The following is a 16,546-nucleotide window of genomic DNA, read 5'->3' on the forward strand; positions in this document are numbered from 1 at the left end:
ATCTTCATATCAGCCCCCCGCGCCGCAGGGGGCCGGTCTGGCCAGCAATGGCAGGCTGTGCAAGATTTGTTGCGGATAAACTGGGCGGCGAAAAATAATGAACGGGTGGAAACGGGGAACTGTCGCAGCATTACTGGCCGCGACCATGCCATTGTCGTATGGGGTGGCACGGGCGGCCGATGATCCCCCGTCCTTCGCCTTCACCCGGACCCAGGTCAACGCGGGCGGTGAGCATCCGGAAATCTGCCTGATTTTCAACGGGGCGCTCGATGCGTCCCGAACGGATGGCCTGGCCGCGAATGTCACGCTTACGCCCGCGATGCATTTTGTCCCGCGTGTGGAGGATAACCACTTCTGCCTTGGCGGGCTTTCCTACAATACCGCCTATCATATCGCCGTAGCCCCCGGTTTCCGTTCCGCCGCACAGGAAATGCTGGCGGGCCCGCTGACGCTCTCGGCCCATTTTGGCGATCGCCCGGCCATGGTGGCGCTCAGTGGGGATGGATATGTTCTCCCGCAGGAGGTTTCGGGCAATATCGTTGTCCAGACCGTCAACATGCCGGTGGTGCGCGTGCATGTCTATCACCTGTCCCAAAGCCTGGCGCAGGTCGCGGGCATGGGTGGCGGTCCCGATATCAACATGGCGCAGACGACAATGGACAGGGGCACCTTCCAGTTCCTGCTTTCCAACAGGCTGACCGAAGTCTGGCAGGGCACGCTGGAGACGGGTGGGCAGAAAAACCGCTCCCGGAGCACGGGTTTTCCGCTTGGCACCATCACCCATGGCCAGCAGGATGGCCTCTATCTCGTCACGGCTGAAAATCCCGCCACATCCCGGCCGTCCGGCCCGGCGGCTGAGGGAGATGAAGACCCGGCCGATTCCGCCCCGCCGCTTGCGGTCCATTGGGTCAGCCTCAGCAATATCGGGCTTTCCGTCGCACGCGGCAGCGACGGGCTTTCCGTTACCGCGCGTTCCTACGCCACGGCCCTGCCCCTGCCGGGCGTGAAGGTGACGCTGGTATCCGCCGGGCAGGACGCGCTTGGCACGACCGTGACCGATGCGCAGGGACAGGCCCGTTTCGATGCCGGGCTTCTGCGTGGCAGGCATGGCGCGGAAGCCGAGCAGTTGCGCGCCAGCACCGCCAATGATTTTACCATGGTGCGGCTGAACAGGCCGTGGTTCGATTTTTCCGATCTGTGGCCACAGGGCGCGCGCGCATATTCCCGGCACACCGTGCTGCTGGAAACCGACCGGGGCATCTACCGCCCCGGTGAGACGGTGCAGCTTGTCGCCCTACTGCGCGACAGGTTCGGCATGGCGGTCGCCAACCAGCCGCTCACATTCGTCCTGCACCGTCCCGATAATGTCGAGGACCGCCGCTTCATGCGCGCGGGCAGCGCCGATGGCGGCTTCGTCCTTCCGCTGCCACTGGGCCGCAGCGCGCAACCGGGGCCGTGGCGCCTTGATGCCTTTACCGACCCGACCCTGCCCCCGGTCGGCAAGATCCAGTTCCAGGTCGATGATTTCCGACCCCAGACAATTTCCATGACCATGGCCGCGACCCCGCAGGTCTATCAGCCGGGCAACCCGGTGGCGCTGCATCTTTCAACACGGTATCTCTATGGCGCGCCCGGTGCCGGACTGCATGGTGAGGGCAGCTATGCCGTCAGGGTCATGCCCACCCCGGTTCCCGCTTACGCGGGCTGGGCCTTCGGGCTGGAAAATGAATCCGTGCCCGACATCGCGGACAGGCTCGACATCCCGGATGCCGACGCGCGGGGCAACAGCACCGTCTCGTTCACGCCCACCCTTCCGGCAGGCGGAACGCGCCCGCTTGAAATCCGGATTGACGCCGGTTTTTCCGACCCCTCGGGGCGGGAGGTCAGCCAGCAGCTATCCGTGCCGGTCCGCCGCGTGCATGAACTGATCGGGCTGCGCGCCAGACCGCCCGCCAGCAGTGATGGAACCGTGGCGGTGCCAGTGGATGTCGTGACCATTGACCCCGATGACCATCCCGTCGCGACAAAGGGGCTGCACTGGACCCTTTCACGGCTGAACCGGATTTTTGACTGGACCGGCAATGAGCAGGGTGGCTGGAGCTACACGGTCCATACGGTGGATGTTCCGGTTGGCGCGGGTGATACCCAGACCGATGGCAATGGCCTTGCCCATCTCACGCAGAACCTTGACTGGGGGGAGTACCGCCTGACGCTCGGCAATCCCGCGACCGGGGCGGCAAGTTCCACCACCATCGCGGTCGGCTGGTCCGCGCAGGATGACAGCGATACGCCCGACAGGCTGGCCGTTACGGCCCGCAATGACGAGATCCCGCCCAATGGCACGACACAGGTGCATATTGCCGGGGGTTTCGCGGGGCGGGCGCAACTGATGATCGCGACGGACCACATCCTGTCCACCCGCGTGCTTGACGTTCCGGCCCAGGGGCTGGATGTGCCGGTCACGGCGGATGCGCAATGGGGGCAGGGGGCCTACGCGCTGGTAACGCTTTACCGGCCGCTTTCCGCGCCCCATCGCCCCCATGACCCGGTGCGTGCCGTGGGGCTGGCGTGGATTGGCGTGGATAACCACACTCACCATCTTTCCATCGCCCTGCATGCGCCGGACAAGGCGCTTCCCCGCCAGCGGCTGAGCATACCCGTGAATGTGAATGGCGCTACGGCAGGCAGGCCCATTAGGCTTACGCTGGCCGCCGTGGACCAGGGCATTCTGAACCTGACGTCGTTCCAGCAGCCCGACCTGTTCCGGATCATGTTTGGCCCGCAGGGTCTCGGCGTGGACATAACCGACACCTATAACCGGCTCCTGCTGGGCAATGCGCCCGTTGGCCGCATCCGGGAAGGTGGGGACGCCTTCTCCGCGCAGGGCAGCGCGCTGTCCGTTACGACGGCACGCACCGTGGCGCTGTTTTCGGGAGAGGTCACGCCGGATGCGCGGGGTCATGGCACCGTTACGCTCGATGTGCCCGATTTTGAGGGACAACTGCACCTGATGGCCACCGCCTGGTCGGTCGATGGGATCGGCACGGCCACGGCCGACACCCTCATCCGCGATCCCGTATTTCCGGATATGACCCTGCCGCGCTTCCTCGCCCCCGGTGACAGCGCGCAGTCCCTGCTTTCGATCGTGAATAACGATGGCCCCGATCAGGCCTATCATCTGAACCTTACGGCAACAGGTCCGCTCCATTTCGGCAGGGATGCGTCCATAAACGCCACGCTGGCGCCCGGCGCACGCTATGATACGCCGGTTACGCTGGTGGCCGATCATGCCGGTATCGTCCATTTCCACGCGGTGCTGAGCGCGCCGGGCACCTCGGCCCCGCTGGCCGTGCGTGACTGGTCGATGGAGATACGTCCGGGCCACCTGCCCTATACGCAGTCCCAGTCGGCGGCGTTCGCGCCGGGGGCGAAAGTGACCCTCGGGCCGGAGGTACTGGCCGGTCTGGCAAAAGGGGACGTGAAGGTCACCGCCGGTTTTTCCGCGGCGGAGGGGCTGGATACGATCGGCCTGCTGCAGGCGCTGCAAACCAGCGTGTGGGGATCTTCGGAAATGCTGGCGGCTCAGGCGCGCGCCCTGCTGTATCTCGACAATCCGGCGCTGCTGGGCATGGGCGAGACGCGGGCCAGCGTGCATGACAGGGTGCAGTCCGCAATCGACGCCATGCTGGCGCGTGAGGACGGGTCCGGTGTCATTGGCCAATGGCGTCTGTATGATGGGGAAAGCCTGCCTGACATGCAGGATTACCTGGCCGATTTCCTGACCCGCGCCCGGGCCGCGGGCTATAATGTGCCCGATACGGCCTACAACCTGCTGATGGACCAGATTGAAACCCGGCAGTTGCAGGCTGGTGGGGAGGATGATGCGTCCGACCGGAATTCGCGGGCCTATGCCGCCTATGTTTTCGCCCGCGCGGGACGGTTGCGGCCGGATGCGATACAGGCGCTTGCGACCGACCTGAATACGGCCCGGCAGAACGGGCGGACCTACCTGTTATGGGCGGGTGCCGCGGCGGAACAGGCGCAGGCCATGCCGCTGGCTATTGGCCACGTGGCCGCCGCCCTTGCGCTGGACGACATGCCCGAGCAGGCGGCACACCTGTTCGATCAGGCCGAGAGCGCGCTGGGGGCAGCCAGGACGGGACGGCCCGGCCTGCTGGATATTGATTACTGGCGTTATGTCCGTGACCTGTCGGGGCTTGCGGCGCTGGCGGCCGAGGCACATGACACGAACAGGGCGGCCGCGCTGATCCGGCGGTTCCAGTCCCTGCAACTCGGGGCTTCGGAACTGGACGGGACGGAGCAGACCGCCCTGCTGGAAGCCGCCGCGGCGCTGGATCAGGATGAACCGGGGCGGCGCATCCGTATGGGAACCGCCAGCAGTGCGGATCCGCTGCACCTGCCAGCCGCGTTCCCCCTGGGGGAGCAGGCCCTCGCGCAGGGGATCAGCATGGAGAATACTGGCGACAAACCCCTCTATCGCACCCTGACCGTTCACGGCACGCCAGTGGGAGCGGTGCGGCCGCTCACCAACGGCATGGTCCTGACAGCCAGCGCGGTCAGCCTGAGCGGGGAACCTGTCGATGTGACGCACCTGAACCAGAACGACCGCTTCATCATGCGCTTTGACGGGGAGGTATCGGATAACGACATGCACCAGATCGGCCTTGTCGACCTGCTGCCTGCCGGGTGGGAGATCGAATCCGTGATCACACCGGGGAACGATGCCTATAAATTCCTGGGGCACCTGGACCTTCCGCGCAGCGTCCAGGCGCGCGATGACAGGTTTGTCGCGGTGATGCGGGTCAACGACCCGGATGCGGACCTGTCCGCCGAGGATGATGACGGCGGCGATGGGTTGAAGCAGTCCGTCAATCCGCACGAGTTCCATGCCGCCTATATTGTCCGGGCCGTTACCCCGGGCACTTTCATCCGGCCCGAAATCCTGGCGGAGGACCTGAACCGGCCCATGATGCTGGCCCGCACGGCATCGTCCACCACCACGGTCATGGCGCGCTGAGCCGCCATTGCGCCGGACGCCCGCCGTTACCCTGACGCTCGGCCTGCTGGCGGCGATGGTGCTGTCGGCAGGCATGCTCTGGATACTCGACCGCCTGCTGCCGCCGGATCTGTCCCGCCTGCAAGCATCCGCCCTGATCCTGACTGAGCGCACCGGCGCGCGGCTGGACGGGCGGACAAGCGTGGACGGGGCGTGGCGGCTGCCGCTTGCGGCGTCACAGGTTGATCCGGTCTACATGCACATGCTGCTTCTTACCGAAGACCGGCGGTTCTACTGGCATCCGGGTGTCGATCCGTTCTCCATGGCGCGTGCCGTTGGCCAGCTTGTCACGCGCGGCCATATCGTTTCGGGGGGATCGACGCTGGCCATGCAGGCTTCCCGCCTGCTCAGCCCGCACCGTCACAGCCTGCGTGGCAAGCTGCTGGACATGGCCCGCGCCATGCAACTGGAATGGCGTTATGGCCGCAGGGGGGTGCTGGACATCTACCTGACCCTGACGCCGGAAGGGGGTAATATCGAGGGGATCCGCGCGGCATCCCTGCTGTATTTCAATCACGAGCCCGATCACCTCGCGCGGCAGGAGGCCGCCGTGCTGGTGGCCATTCCCCGGCACCCGACCACGTTGCGCCCCGGTCGCCACAGCGCACTGGCGCTGGCGGCCGCCCGGCGGGTGCTGCGCCGCACGGGGATGGGGCGGGGAGTGGAGAACGTCCCGTCCGATGCGGCTTCCCTGCCCGGGGCCGCCGCCATGCCGCATGCGGCTCCGGCGCTGCTTGCCCATGCATGGCGGGCCGGGCGGCGGGGCACCGTGCGTACGACGCTTGATGGCAGGCTGCAACGCATGTTGCGCAGCGTCGTGGCCGCCCGTGACGCACCGTTGCGCGGAACCTTCGCCGCCCTTGTCGTCCGGCATGATGGGGGTGTGGCGGCCTGGATTGGCGGGGGCGAACATCAGTGTCCCGGCTGCGCGGTCGATCTGGTCCTGGCGCGGCGTTCGCCCGGTTCCACCCTGAAGCCATTCATCTACGGCATGGCGTTTGACCGTGGGGTGCTGACACCGCGCACCCGGATCAGCGATGGCCGGATGAGCCTGTCAGGTTACGCACCGCATGATTTCGACCAGAACTTCAGGGGTGAGACAACGGTTGCGGATGCCCTCAGGCAGTCACTCAACGTGCCTGCGGTACAGGCCCTGCGCCTGATCGGGCCGGATCATTTCCTGTCCCGTCTTGCCGCCTGTGGCGTGGTGCCCCGGCTGCCGGGCCGCGATACCGCGCCCGGCCTGGCGATCGCACTGGGTGGGGAAGGGATCTCGATGCATGACCTCGCCACGTTATATTCCGCCCTCAATCACGACGGCCAGGCCATGGTCCCGTATTTCGACGCGACCGGGCGCGCACCCGGCGCCAGCCTGCTTGGCCGGCGCGCGGCACAGGATGTACGCGCCATTCTGGAAGGGACACCGCCCCCACCGGGTACCGGACAGTGGAACCATGTCGCGTTCAAGACCGGCACGTCCTATGGCATGCGTGACGCCTGGGCTGCGGCGGTGACCGGACCATGGACCATTATCGTCTGGGCGGGCCGCCCGGATGGCACGGCCTCCCCCGGCATCACGGGCCGCGCAACGGCTGCGCCCCTGCTGGCGCATATCGTCAGCCTGCTGGAGCCGGATGGGGATATCATGGCATCTGGCGTGACACCCCGTCATCAGGCCATACGCTATCTGTCACCCGCGCTGCGGCAGCTGGCCCGGCCCGGGGGGCCGCAGATCATCCTGCCCCGACCGGGCAGCGAAATGGAAAGCCGGGCTGATGACGGCACCATGACCCCCATTGGCCTGGAGGCTGGCGGGGGAACGCCGCCCTATCGGTGGATGGTGAACGGAACGGGCCTGGAGGTGCCACCCGGAGCCATGCCGTCATGGTTGCCCGATGGTGTGGGTTATGCCCATATTTCCGTTATGGACATGCAGGGCCGCAGTGCCGCTGTGGATGTCAGGATTCGCTGAGAAGCTGCCTTTTTTCAAAAAGGCGGCGTTTCCTGAAGCCTTTTGAAAAGAGCTTCCCCCAAGACTTCCTTATGGCAGGCAGACTTTCCCACCCGGAAGCGCATGGGCTGCCGTGGATCACGTTAAGACGTAATGTGTTGATTTATAATGGATATGAAGTGATTTGTGGTGTCCGCGGCGGGATTCGAACCCACGGCCCCAGGATTCATGCCACTTCGGCTTTCGCCGCCGCCATGGTGGCATGGCGTTCGTGGTCTGGACTGTCCCTTCACCATGGGCCGTAAGCGGCCGACAGGTGCTGCCCATCCAGTCTCTACACCTTGCCGGAGAAACAACCGGCCTTGGCTCGGGATTGGCACGGCGTTAGCCAGAGCGTTCCCCGAATTTGAGCAGATCCGTCACGTGGTTTCCCGTCGTGACGCCCAATTGAAAACCAGGAATCCTGTGCTCTATCCGGCTGAGCTACGCGGACACACGCAGGCTTTCTAACCGAGCCAGCCCGGCCGGGCAAGGTGTTTTCCGGGGGCGGCCATGGAATATTCGCGCCTTAACGCCGCCTGCGGTCATGCTGCGCCTGCGCGCACAGGCGGGCGACATGGCGCAGGCACAGCACGGTCTCCGGGCTGCCGGTCTGTTTGCAGGCCAGTTCCAGCGCCTGCGTTTCGTCCGCCGCGCGCAGCAGGGCGGCAGCGGACCATATGCCCAGTGCCTGTGAGAAACTGTCGGTTCGCTTGAAGAACACAGGCGGCCGCAACTGCCGCATGGCGTCCGCCCGGCTCATGCCGCCATCCATCGCGATCCGCGCACGGCGCAGGCGGTGGATATGCGACAGCAGCACCCGCGTCAGCGCCACCGGGCTGCTGCCATCGGTCGTAAGGGCCCGTTCCGCCGCCGCGTCGGCCCCCCTGCGGTCGCCCGCCATGGCGGCGAAGGCCGCGTCTTCCAGCGAAACGCCAGCGGCATCTCCCACACAGGCCCGCACATCCTCCAGCCCCAGCCTGCCGCCCTTTCCGGCGAACAGGGCCAGTTTTTCCACCTCGCTGCGGGTGGCGGCCCGGTCGGGGCCGGCGCGTTCAACCATCCAGCCCAGCGCATCGGGGTCGATGCCGACATCCTGCGCCGACAGCATCTGCCGGATCGCGCCTTCAAGCGCGCGGCCTTCCTCCGGGTAGCAGCCGATCACGCCGCACAGGCGGTCCTTCTCGGCAAAGGCGCGCAGCTTCGCGCGGGACGCCAGCCCCGGCGCTTCCATAATGACCAGCGTATCCGACGCCCGCGCCAGACTGCGCTGAAGGGAGGCCAGCAGCCCGTCACCCGCCTCCCGCACCCAGATCACGCGCCGCCCGCCGCTCAGGGAAAGGGCGGTCGTCTCCTCTTCCAGCCGGTCATGCTCCTCGCGGCCCAGAACCGCGACACGGAAGGGGTCGTCCAGATCGGGGCAGATGGCTTTCGCCGCCGTTGTGGCGCGCTCACGGATCAGCCCGGCATCGTCCCCATGCAAGATGATGGCCCGCAGCGCGCCCGGCGCCTGCAACGTGGCGTTGATGGCGCGGGCTTCGATCTTCACTGGTTTTCGTTGCCCCCGATGCTGATGCCCGAACTGCCACCGGGTTCACTGTCCGATGTATCGGGCTCCGGGCGCTCGCGTGGCGTGGGGGCGGGGGCATTGTCCATCGGCACGCTGCCGGTGGAAGTATCCATGTCCTCGTTATTCTGCTCGTTAAGCTGGGCGTCGGTCCGGCCCGTGGCCAGCGCGGGCAGGCCATCGGCCCCCGGCTGCTGGGCGGGCATCTGGTTGTTGGGGTTGACGATGCTGTTGGGGTCGACATAGCGCGGCTGGTTCTGGTCCGTGGCCGAACCGCTTACGGCAGGTCTGGCATGGGTGCGGAACCAGACGGCGACCTGCTGCGTAATCTGCTCCGCCATGTTCCTGGCGACGCGGGTACGCACGTTTTCCAAGTTCAGGGTCAGGGCGAAATACTGTTCGTAGTTGTTATTGACGCCATCCACCACCGAGGCATCGCCACTGGCCAGCAGTTGCGGTTCATCCGCCATGGTATAGAGACGCCAGTGGGCAAAGGCCGTGGTGCGCGTGCGGCCGCTGGTGTTGTCGGCATGGATGTCGACAGCTTCGTTCATGATGTAGGTATTGATATGCAGTGCGTAGCCCGTCGGGTTTTCCGGCCCGGCGCCTGACAGGTCCTGTTGCAGGAACTGGCGCAACTGCTGGCCGTACCGTTCCTTGATGACCGGCACGTAAACCTGTTTCAGTTCCGCCAGCACGTTCCCGACCGTGGGCTTGCCGTCGGCCCCCAGATGGGTTCCCGTCGTCTTGTACATCGGGGAAAAGCCGCACCCCGCCACGACAAGCAGGGCGCAGAACATGCCGGTGCGACGGACGGGATGCGCCATCTCTATTTCGCAACCACGAAGTTGACGATCCGGCCCGGCACATGGATGCGTTTGACAATGCGCGCCCCTTCCAGCAGGCGCGCCACGTTCGGCTCGGCTTCCGCCAGGGCGATGACCCTGTCCGCCGGCATGTCGGGCGGCACGGCGATGGTGCCGCGCAGCTTGCCCATGATCTGCACCGCGATGGTCAGTTCACTGGCCCTGAGCAGTTCAGGAATCGCGGAAGGCCATGCGCGTTCGACAACCGGACGGCCATCGGGTTCAAGCAGCGCCATCATCGCTTCCGCCTGGTGTGGCACCATGGGCGCGCAGAGCAGGGAGATGACGGTGGCGGCCTCGCGGCGGGCGAAGGCCATGCCGTCTTCCCTCGCCACCTTCTCGGCATCCGCCAGGGCGGAGGTCAGTTCATGCAGGCGGGCCACGGCCACATTGGCGCTGAAGGCTTCCAGCGCCTCCGTGATTGCCGCGGTGGCGCGGTGCGTGGTCCGGCGCAGCCCGTCCGCCGCGCGGGAGAACGTTTCGGGGCAGGGGCAGGCCGCCGGGGTCTGTTCGGCCACGGTGCGCACGACGCGGAACAGGCGCTGGAGGAAGCGGGCCGAAGCGGCGACACCGGATTCGGTCCATTCCATGTCGCGTTCCGGCGGGCTGTCGGACAGCACGAACCACCGCGCGGTATCCGCGCCGAAACGCTCGATGATGGCGACGGGCGCGACCGTATTGCGCTTGGACTTGGACATTTTTTCCACCCGCCCGATGGTGACGGGCGCGCCGGTGTCGCGGCGGGTGGCGCTGTCGGCCCTGCGTTCGACTTCCTCGGGGTAGAGCCAGTTGCCTTCGGCGTCACGGTAGCTTTCGTGGTTGACCATGCCCTGCGTGAACAGCCCGGCAAAGGGTTCATCCACATGCAGGTGGCCCGTCTCATGCATCGCGCGGGTGAAGAAGCGGGCATAGAGCAGGTGCAGGATCGCATGTTCGATCCCGCCGATATACTGGTCCACCGGCAGCCAGCCATCGGCGGCGGCGGGCAGGGTGGGGGTGGCCGCCTGCGGGGCGGTGAAGCGGGCGAAATACCATGAACTGTCCACGAAGGTGTCGCAGGTATCGGTCTCGCGCAGCGCGGGTTTGCCGCAGGACGGGCAGGCGACATGCTTCCATGTCGGGTGATGCTCCAGCGGGTTGCCGGGGCGGTCGAATGTCACGTCGTCGGGCAGGATGACGGGAAGCTGGTCATCCGGCACGGGCTGCGCGCCGCAATCGGTGCAGTGGATGACGGGAATGGGGCAGCCCCAGTAACGCTGGCGCGAAATGCCCCAGTCGCGCAGGCGCCAGTTGACCACGCCGTGGCCAAGCCCCAGGCCCTCCAGCCGGGTGATGGCTTCCTTCTTCGCGGCGTCGGTGTCCAGGCCGTCCAGAAAACCCGAATTGAACAGCGTGCCCTGTCCCTCATACGGCTTGTCCGTGGCGGTGAAGGTCGCGGCCTCCGCGCCGGGCGGCAGGATGACCGTGGCGAAGGGCAGGTTGTACCTGCGCGCGAAGTCGAAGTCGCGCTGGTCGCCGCAGGGGCAGCCGAACACCGCGCCCGTGCCGTAATCCATCAGCACGAAGTTCGCGATCCAGACCGGGAACGAGCGGTCGGGCATGAACGGGTGCGCCACGCGCAGCCCCGTGTCGAATCCGCGCTTTTCAGCGGTTTCGATCGCCTCTTCCGATGTGCCGAGCCGGTGACATTCGGCAATGAATTCCGCAGCCCCCGCATTTTTGGCCGCGACCTTGGCCGCGAGTGGGTGGTCGGCCGCGATGGCAAGGAAGGACATGCCGAACAGCGTATCGGGGCGGGTGGTGAATACCTCCACCGAATCAAGGTCGGTATCGAAACCCGTGGGGGGTTCATGCAGCCCGAAGCGGACGCGCGCGCCCTCCGAACGGCCGATCCAGCGTTCCTGCATGGTGCGCACCCGTTCGGGCCAGCGCGGCAGGGTGGACAGGCCCTCAAGCAGTTGCGGCGCGAAACGGGTGATGCGCAGGAACCACTGCGAAAGCTTTTTCTGTTCGATCAGCGCGCCGGAGCGCCAGCCGCGCCCGTCCACCACCTGTTCATTGGCCAGCACGGTCTGGTCCACGGGATCCCAGTTGACCCAGCTTTCACGCCGTTCGACCAGGCCGCCTTTGAGCATGTCCACGAACAGCTTCTGCTGCTTGCCATAATAGTCCGGCAGGCAGGTCGCGATCTCGCGGTCCCAGTTGAACGAGAAGCCAAGCCGCTTGAGCGTCGCGCGCATGGCGGCGATGTTGTCCATCGTCCATTTGCCCGGATGCACGCCGCGTTCGCGTGCCGCGTTTTCCGCTGGCAGGCCAAATGCGTCCCACCCCATCGGGTGCAGCACGCTGAAGCCGCGCGCCCGCTTGTAACGCGCCACCACATCCCCCAGCGTGTAGTTGCGCACATGGCCCATGTGCAACTGGCCCGACGGGTAGGGAAACATTTCCAGCACATAGTATTTGGGCCGGTCGGCGGGCGGCACGTCGGGAACATTGAAGATGCCCGAAGACGCCCAGCGTTCCTGCCACTGTGGTTCTGCCGTGTGGAAGTCATAGGCGGGGGTGGCGCTGTCCGGTGGGGTGCTGGTTTCGGTCATCTTCTTCTGGTTTCGGTATGCGGGTGGCGGGCGGCGATGGCCCGCGGGAAGGCGCGGGCCGCGCGAAAGGCGGCGGCCCGGCGGGGAAAAACGTGCGTGCTCAGTGCTGTCCGCTATCGGTCCGGAGCTGGCGCGCGCGCGTCAGGATACGCGCCGTGATGTCGGATACGGTATTGGCGGCGACAGGGGTATCAACCCACTGGTTGTCCTGGAACGCCTGACGGAACACCGATACGCGCAGCGCGTCCGAGCGCAGGCTGCGCGAGAGGATGAAGCAGGTGATCTTGAAGCGTTCATCCTTGGTGGCGGGGGGGGTGTACCAGTCCGTCAGGATCACGCCCGCCACCGCATCGGCGGAGGCGAACGGCATGAACGACAGGGTATCGAGCGCGCCGCGCCACAGGAAGGCGTTGACGCCGTTGCTCTCCAGCGGGGTGGACCCGCCATTGGCCCCGCGATCTTCCTTGAGCAGGTGATTTTGCGGTATGGCCAGCCCGCTCCTGTCATGTGGCCCGGAACCGCAGCCGGCCAGCAGGGAGGCGGCCAGCAGGGCAGGCAGGGCCACGCACGGCCGCAGGCGGCGGCCCGATGGGGCGGAGGGGGCGGAATGGAACGGGCGAAGGGTCATGATGCCTCTGTGGACGCCGGGGATGGCCCCCGCATGTGGTGATCCGGCCCCGCGCCGTTCCCGCCGGGGTAAGCCGGGCGGGCGGCGTGGTGGCCTGTCGCATTGTCCCTGTCTTCATATCGCGCCCCGCCAGTCCCGCCAAGTCGCACGGGCACTTTACCCCTGCCTGCGTGACAATCCGCCCATTTGGGCGCAAAAATGGCGTAGCCTTTCACTGCTGATGGGACATGATGAGACACTCAGCCAGATGGTACGGAGCCGCGCTGTTCGGGTGGGGCATGCTGTGGCTGGGGGGCAATGTCACGCCGTCATGCGCGGCGGCGCTGGCGGGGGGCGGTACGGGCACGGGCCATGGCGCGGAAATGGCGGCGCGCATGCAGCCGGTGGAACAGCAGGCCGTCGTGCAGGCCCGTCCCGGCGTGGGGGCGGCGGCGGATACGACCGGCCTGCTCGCCTGGCCGGGCGTGCCGCGGCTGGGGCTGCCGGTCCTGCGCATGCCGGATTTCTCCACCATGGCCCAGCCCGCCGATGGCAATCCCTGCCCCATGCTGCCGTGGCTGGCGCTGGCCGCGACGTGGGATCCCGAACTGGCCCGCCGCGCGGGCGTGGCGCGGGCGCGTGGCGAGTGGCGGCATGGCCGCGCCGTGCTGCGCGTGGGCGGTGTCGACCTGCTGCCTTCGGGCCGCCTCCAGGCGGGGGAGGACCAGATGCTGGCGGGCGCTACGGCAGGCATGATCGGCGCGGGTCTGCTTTCGGGGCATGTGCTGCCCGTGTTCGGTTCCGTGGTGGGGGAGGAGCAGGCCCGCGCCGATGGCGCGCTGCCCGAGCGCACCCGGCAGGTGCCCGCGACCCAACTGGTGGCGGGTAGCCTGCTGGGGGTGGCCGTGGCGCTGGAAACCGCCCATGGCGGGGCCATACTGTGTGGGGGCATGGCCGCGTGCGAGACCGTGACGGGACTGGAACAGATGGTGCATGACGGCTGGCGCTTCCCCGGCATGGTCATGGCGCTGCCCGGCGGCGCGGGGCAGGCGGCGGGAAACGGGGCCGCGCCCGCCATGGCGGCTGTTGGCGCGGGCGTGGACATGGAACAGGTCGGCGTGGGTGAGAACGGGCGCGACGTGCTGGGGGCCAGCCTGCGCCAGGCGGTGCGTGAGGGCAGCGTGAAACCCGCGCGGGTGCAGGCCATGGCCGCGCATATCCTCGCCTCGTTCTACATGGCGGGCAGTATCGACCATCCGCCGCCATTCGCCAGCACGCGCGCCACGGTGGAGCCGTCCCCGACCGATACGCTGGTGGGCGATGTGGAGGCCGAGGGCGCGGTCCTGCTCCAGAACGAGAACCGGGTGCTGCCGCTTGATCCCGCCCTCGGCCCGGTGCTGCTGCTGGCCCGCCCCGCCATGGCACCCGCCGCCGGGCGGCTGGCGGATGCGCTGCGCCATGCGGGGCTGGGGGTTAGCCTGATCCCGCTGGCGGATGGCGCGGGCGCGCCGGGAACCCTGCCGCCCGCGGCGGCGCAGGCCGCGCGCATACTGGTGCTGAGCAGCAGCAACGATGATAACCGGCTGATTACGTCGCTGGCCGATCTGGGGGGGCATGTGGCCGTGGTGCTGGGGGCGGACGACCCCGACCGGCAGATGCCCTGGCTCGACATGGTGGACAGCGTGGTGCAGGCATGGGCCTGGCGCGATGAATACGCCCAGCCCCTTGCCGCCCTGCTGGTAGGGCAGCAGGAATTCTCCGGCCACCTGCCCGTGACCCTGACCGGCGGTTTCTATCCCCCCGGCCTGGCGGATGCGGATTACCGGGCATTTGCGGGGGCGCATATCGTGCCGCTTTTCCCATTCGGGTATGGCCTGTCCACGCATGCGCGTATCACGCTGAATGACCTGCGCCTCACGCGGGAGGGGGGGCGTCTTACCGCCAGCTTCTCCGTCACCAATCCCGGCGGCGTGCCGGTGCGCGCCGTGCCGCAGCTTTATGTCGATCCGCCGCCCGACCAGCCCGGCCTGTCGCGGCGGCTGGCGGCATGGCGCAGCATCACGCTCGCGCCGGGACATACGGTCAGGCTGGTTGTGCCGGTCAGCCTGCGCCTGCTGGGCCAGTGGGATCCGGCGGGCGGCAACTGGGCCGTGGCGGCGGGGGATTATACGCTGTCGCTCGGGTTTTCATCCGTCATGCTGGTGCGCCACGCGGGCATCCACCTGCCCGCGCTGCATGTGTCCGGCGCGCTGGAGGCCGCGCCGATACCTGTCGCCACCGCTGAATGAGGCGGCTTTACTGCCCCGGCCGGATAACGGTGCACGGCAGCCCCTGGTTCTTGAGCGTGGTGCAGGCCGTCAGGGCCGCGACCTGTGACAGCCCGGCCAGGCGCGCCCGGTAGATCGTGCCGCCTGCTGGCCGGGGCACCGGAATGACCATGCTGCGCGCGCCCTGAAGAACGGAAAAATCACCCTGCCGCGCCATGGTGGTGGCGAACCGGGCCTGCCCTTCAGCCGAGAACGCGCCCACCTGCACCATCCACGCCCCATAATCCACCCCGGTAGTGGGAACGGGTGGGGGGCTGCGGGTATCGGTATGGCAGGTGGCGCTGGCGGGGTCGTAGGCCAGGTTGGCGTCCTGCACGCAGGCCGTGCGGTGCTGCACGGGGGCGGGGGGATTGAGCGTGGCGTACTGCACATAGGTATGGTCACGCGGGGCGCTGCGGCTGCCACCCTGCGCCAGCGCGACCGGCGTGGCCGTGACGGGCTGGGATGAACTGCCGTAAACCGCCAGTGGCCCACTCAGGGCGATCTCGTTGCCCAGGTTGGGCGTGATGATGCGCAGGTAGCGCACCGTCTGGCTGGGCAGCGGGCGCCCGTTTTCCAGGTAGTCGTTCAGGCGCTGGGTGCCCGCGTTATAGGCGGCCAGAAAGCCGGGCGCGCCATACAGGCCGTACAGGATACGGATATAGGCGGTCCCCGCCAGAATGTTGTTATGCGGGTCATACGGGTCGGAACCCAGATGGTTGCGGCGCTGCATGTCGGCATAGGTGGGCGGCATGAGCTGCATGAGCCCGATCGCCCCGCTGGCCGAGCGCGTCAGGTGGCCGCCGATATATTCATGCCCGCCGGATTCCTTCTGGATCACGGCGCGGATCCAGTCCTGCGGGACGGAAAACCTGCTGGAGGCATCAACAATATAGGGCTGCCACGGGTCGGAGGGCGGGCCCGGCGGCCGGTAGGCTTCCCTGCCTTCATAATAATTGCCGTAGCGCGAGCCGCCCGAACTGGCGCAGGCGGCCAGACCCAGCCCCACCATGCCCAGCAGCACAAGCCGCATCACACCGCGCAGGGATGGCGCGGCCAGCGTGCCCGGCACGGTCAGATCAGGCACAGTTCAGCCAGTTCGTTACGCAGGGCTTCGGGCAGTACGTCGCCGGTATGGTCGTGGGCGCGCAGGTCCGGCGGCGCGTCCTCGGGGCGGAGGTAGCGCCAGCCCTGGAACGGGCGCATGGCGCGCGGGCTGACGGGAATGATCTCGGGCGCCATCATGACCAGCGCACAGGCGGTGCCATCCTCACGCGTGTCGGGCCGGATGGCGGTAATGCGCTGGCGGCACAGGATCCGGCCGGAAATGACGCGGTAGATCGACCCGCCATCCACCATCTCGGCCGCGCGGCGTGGATACATGCGGGTGCGGAACCACGGCATGCCCGTGGGGTCCGTACCGTCAAGATCGTCAACCGGCGGGGTCTGGAGGGACTGGCGCAGGGCCAGATCCTCGATCGACTGGATGCCAACCGCCAGCTTGACCATATGAAGCATGCGACGTGCCTTTCCGCC

Annotated in this window: 9 protein-coding genes; 3 read left to right on the forward strand and 6 right to left on the reverse strand. The window is 67.2% G+C overall.

What is annotated here, in order from left to right:
- Positions 1 to 145: 145 nt before the first annotated feature.
- Positions 146 to 5,038: an alpha-2-macroglobulin gene (locus LDL28_RS11670; protein ID WP_233058701.1), complete on the forward strand. Its 4,893-nt coding sequence runs from the start codon at positions 146 to 148 to the stop codon at positions 5,036 to 5,038.
- A gap of 7 nt (positions 5,039 to 5,045) precedes the next feature.
- Complete coding sequence (pbpC, locus tag LDL28_RS11675) at positions 5,046 to 7,049, forward strand: penicillin-binding protein 1C (protein WP_233058702.1); 2,004 nt, start codon at positions 5,046 to 5,048, stop codon at positions 7,047 to 7,049.
- Between the two features lie 547 nt (positions 7,050 to 7,596).
- Here pbpC and holA read toward each other — a convergent pair.
- From holA to LDL28_RS11695, 4 genes are all read right to left on the reverse strand, one after another.
- Entirely contained in the window at positions 7,597 to 8,616 is a 1,020-nt protein-coding gene (gene holA, locus LDL28_RS11680) for a DNA polymerase III subunit delta (protein WP_233058703.1), read from the reverse strand.
- Complete coding sequence (locus LDL28_RS11685) at positions 8,613 to 9,461, reverse strand: LPS assembly lipoprotein LptE (RefSeq protein ID WP_233058704.1); 849 nt, start codon at positions 9,459 to 9,461, stop codon at positions 8,613 to 8,615. The genes holA and LDL28_RS11685 overlap by 4 nt, the downstream gene beginning before the upstream one ends.
- Before the next feature lie 2 nt (positions 9,462 to 9,463).
- Complete coding sequence (gene leuS / locus LDL28_RS11690; RefSeq protein ID WP_233058705.1) at positions 9,464 to 12,097, reverse strand: leucine--tRNA ligase; 2,634 nt, start codon at positions 12,095 to 12,097, stop codon at positions 9,464 to 9,466.
- Between the two features lie 100 nt (positions 12,098 to 12,197).
- A complete protein-coding gene (locus tag LDL28_RS11695; RefSeq protein WP_233058706.1) occupies positions 12,198 to 12,725 on the reverse strand; it encodes a DUF3576 domain-containing protein in 528 nt (175 codons plus the stop codon).
- 227 nt (positions 12,726 to 12,952) lie between these two features.
- Between LDL28_RS11695 and LDL28_RS11700 the strand changes: the two genes are divergently transcribed.
- The gene (locus tag LDL28_RS11700) at positions 12,953 to 14,992 is read left to right on the forward strand and encodes a glycoside hydrolase family 3 protein (RefSeq protein WP_233058707.1); all 2,040 of its coding nucleotides are present in this window, start codon (positions 12,953 to 12,955) and stop codon (positions 14,990 to 14,992) included.
- A gap of 7 nt (positions 14,993 to 14,999) precedes the next feature.
- Here LDL28_RS11700 and LDL28_RS11705 read toward each other — a convergent pair whose 3' ends face one another.
- Positions 15,000 to 16,043: a transglycosylase SLT domain-containing protein gene (locus tag LDL28_RS11705; RefSeq protein WP_370636387.1), complete on the reverse strand. Its 1,044-nt coding sequence runs from the start codon at positions 16,041 to 16,043 to the stop codon at positions 15,000 to 15,002.
- Between the two features lie 41 nt (positions 16,044 to 16,084).
- Positions 16,085 to 16,528: a DUF1489 family protein gene (locus tag LDL28_RS11710; protein ID WP_233058708.1), complete on the reverse strand. Its 444-nt coding sequence runs from the start codon at positions 16,526 to 16,528 to the stop codon at positions 16,085 to 16,087.
- Positions 16,529 to 16,546 lie beyond the last annotated feature (18 nt).

It is taken from the genome of Komagataeibacter sp. FNDCR2 (genome assembly GCF_021295395.1).
Classification (GTDB): Bacteria; Pseudomonadota; Alphaproteobacteria; order Acetobacterales; family Acetobacteraceae; genus Komagataeibacter.